Annotated in this window: 3 protein-coding genes, 1 other RNA gene and 1 pseudogene; 2 read left to right on the top strand and 3 right to left on the bottom strand. The window is 59.5% G+C overall.

The annotated features are described in order from the left end of the window. Positions 1 to 207, top strand: a pseudogene (locus tag NW815_RS03605) (ketol-acid reductoisomerase); the annotation flags it as partial. Between the two features lie 34 nt (positions 208 to 241). After that, positions 242 to 1,549 carry a serine--tRNA ligase gene (gene serS / locus NW815_RS03600; RefSeq protein ID WP_414388788.1) on the top strand — a complete coding sequence of 436 codons (1,308 nt, stop codon included), beginning with the start codon at positions 242 to 244 and terminating at the stop codon, positions 1,547 to 1,549. Positions 1,550 to 1,882: 333 nt separating this feature from the next. Here serS and NW815_RS03595 read toward each other — a convergent pair whose 3' ends face one another. The 3 genes from NW815_RS03595 to NW815_RS03585 form a co-directional block, all read right to left on the bottom strand. Continuing rightward, positions 1,883 to 2,287 (bottom strand): hypothetical protein, encoded by a 405-nt coding sequence (locus tag NW815_RS03595; RefSeq protein WP_414388790.1) that lies wholly within the window; start codon positions 2,285 to 2,287, stop codon positions 1,883 to 1,885. Between the two features lie 62 nt (positions 2,288 to 2,349). Beyond that, positions 2,350 to 2,447, bottom strand: an RNA gene (gene ffs, locus NW815_RS03590) — signal recognition particle sRNA small type. Between the two features lie 72 nt (positions 2,448 to 2,519). Then, a partial coding sequence (locus NW815_RS03585; RefSeq protein WP_414415715.1) for a BMC domain-containing protein occupies positions 2,520 to 3,097 on the bottom strand: 578 nt, incomplete at its 5' end.

The following is a 3,097-nucleotide window of genomic DNA, read 5'->3' as shown; positions in this document are numbered from 1 at the left end:
GGCCCCCGCATCATCACGGAGCAAACCCGCGCCGAGATGAAACGCATCCTCGCCGAGATTCAAAGCGGCCAATTTGCCCGTGAGTTTGTCTTGGAAAATCAGGCCGGCAAGCCAGGGCTTACTGCGATGCGGCGCCGCGAGGCCGAACACCCCATTGAACAGGTGGGCAGGGAGCTGCGGGCCATGTTTAGCTGGCTAAAGAAATAGGTCGGATATCTGGAGCTGAGGGTAGACCATCTCTGTGCTGGATCTGAAGCTGCTGCGGGATCGCCCTGAACAGGTACGCCAAGCCCTGCAAAACCGCCGGGCCACAGTCGATCTGGATGGGATCCTGCAGTTGGATCGGGAGCGGCGGCAGTTGGAGGCCCGCAAGGGATCCCTGCAGGCCGAAAGCAACAGCCTCGGCAAAAAAGTCGGCGAGATCATCCGCCAGGGGGCGGATCCCCAAGGCCCCGAAGTGGCGGCCCTGCGGCAGCGGGGGGTGGATCTCAAGGCCGAGATTGCCCAACTGGAGCAGCAGGAACGGGAGCTGGAAGAGGAGATTCGTGCTCGGCTGCTCACCCTGCCCAATTTGCCCCTGCCCAGCGTGCCGGTTGGCCGAGATGAGACCGACAATGTAGAGGTGCGTCGCTGGGGTGAGGAGCTGAAACCTGCCCATCCTGTCCTTCCCCATGACGAGATTGCCGAAAAACTAGGGTTGCTGGAGATTGGCCGTGCGGTCAAAGTGGCCCAAAGCCGCTTTGTGGCTATGGTAGGGGCGGGCGCGGCCCTGGAACGGGCTTTGATTGCCATGATGCTGGAGCGCCACGTTGCAGCCGGCTACACCGAGGTGATCCCGCCCTTTTTGGTCAACAGCGCCGCTTTGCAGGGGACGGGGCAGTTGCCCAAGTTTGCCGAAGACAGCTTTCGCTGTGCTGACGACGACCTGTGGCTGATCCCGACCGCGGAAGTTCCCCTCACCAACCTGTACCGGGATGAGGTGATCCCTGCAGAGTCTCTTCCTCTCTACTTCTGTGCTTACACCCCATGTTTTCGCCGTGAGGCGGGCAGCTATGGCCGCGACACCAAGGGGCTGATCCGGTTGCACCAGTTTCAAAAAGTGGAGCTGGTCAAGGTCACTCGCCCAGATCAATCGGAAGCCGAACACGAGAAGCTGGTGCAGGATGCCGAGGCCATCTTACAGATGCTGGAGCTGCCCTACCGGGTGGTGGAGCTGTGTAGCGGCGATTTGGGCTTTGCGGCAGCCCGCTGCTTTGACTTGGAGGTGTGGTTCCCCTCCCAAAATCAATACCGCGAGATCTCCAGTTGCTCCAACTGCTGGGACTTTCAGGCCCGCCGTGCCAACCTGCGCTACAAAGAAGCCGGCCAGAAAGGCACCCAGTTTGTCCACACCCTGAACGGATCTGGCTTGGCGGTGGGGCGCTCTCTGGCTGCCCTGCTGGAAAATCACCAACAGCCGGATGGCTCGATTCGCATTCCCAAGGCGCTGCGTCCCTTTCTCAGCTCCCGGTTTCTCTCGGAAGACGGGATCCTCATTCCTGCTGCCTGAGCTCAAACTCAACAAGATTGGATTGAGATGCTCCTGCCCAGATAGGCGGGTGTTCCCATCTTTTCTCCGACGACGGAGAATTGCAAGCTGTCTCACGGCAGTTTTTTGAAACCTCTGAAATGAACAACCTTGACCTGCCCCCGGCTCTAAAGGGCGAGGATCCCTAACACTTCACAGAGACGATCCACCTGACGGTAGCCTCAATCTTTAGGGTCATTTCAAGTTAGGTTGAGACACTTCCCAAGTGCTCTGCGGTACCGCTTCCGCTATGCAAAAGGGGAGAGGAGCTAGGAAGCAATGCATTCCTACCTTCCTGCCGGGCTGTCCTTCCGCTCAAGATTTGCCCTTGAGGCGATCCAACTCAGCTTGCAATTCGGCGATCTTCTGGCGCAGACGGGCCGCTTCCGAAAGTTCGATGGCCGTGCCTGCCTCGCCCTCGGTATCGCCAATGTCATCAATGGTGATCTTGCGGGGACCGGCAGTTTGTCTGTCTTCTCCCTTGCGGTTGGCGTTGGCGGCGATGGCATCCATGTAAGCCCGCGCCTCTTCAGCGGTCATCGCCCCCCGCTCCACCAGCTCGTCCACCAAAGCTTGCGCCTGCTTGCGCAACTCCATCAGACGGATACCCGCTTTGCTGGCCACCTTGGCAGCATTATCCGCCGCCACAACCGCCAAACCCATGCCGAAGTAAAAGGCTTTTTGAGCCCAGTTGGCGAGGGGATTGTCTGTTTCGGACATAGTGTAATGCGCTGCTAGGGCAAGGAGGAGAGAACCCAGCAGAGAGAAGTAGGGCTGCAAAGGGCGACCCGGGTTGACGCGCCTGCTCAGAGCATCCCGTGGTGCTGCTATCTTCCGATCCTGACACGGTTTGGGCGTCGGAGCTGCACGGACCCAGGTCTTCCAGTAGCCTAGCATTTTTCCCCTCTGCCCTGCTCGGCTTTCTTGGGCAACAGATGGGTTTCTCAGGGGGCTAGGGAGTTTCAGGCGGCTCCAGATAAACAGGGATCCGCTCTACGGCTGTATCGCTGCGTTGCACCTCCTGTTCCTGAACTTGAGGAAGGGTTACCGGCAGGGTAACCGGTTGAGCAACAAAACAACTGGCCACGGGCAGCGCTTGCTCCAGTTCGTCCAGAGGGCGGGGGATCACTGCCACCGCGTGCAATTCCCCAATGCGCTCTGCTTCGTACATGCCGGCATCGATGGCAATGGCCACGTTGGCCACTGTACCGCGGATAATGGCCGTACATAGGCCATCCCCAATGGTCTCGTAGGCCGCCAGTTGGACATCCGCGGTTTTGAGCATGACATCGGCAGCTCCCACCATTGCCGGGAAGCCGCGAGTTTCCAGCAGGCCCACGGCCAAGTTACTGAGGCGGCTGTAGCCGCGGTTTTGTGCCAGTTGAGACAGCTTGCTGCTGATCGGCAGTACCACTTCCAAGTTGGGCAGGGGGCGCGGGATCACCAAACTGGAGATCTCCTCTTGCTCGAACTGGCGGGCCAGCTCAATTCCCTCCTCAATGGCAATGCGCACATCGGCAATTCCCCCCC

This window comes from Synechococcus sp. R6-7, assembly GCF_047461695.1.
Lineage (GTDB): Bacteria > Cyanobacteriota > Cyanobacteriia > Thermostichales > Thermostichaceae > Thermostichus.
Note: the sequence above shows the minus strand (reverse complement) of the source record. Positions and strands in the feature narration are given on the sequence as shown.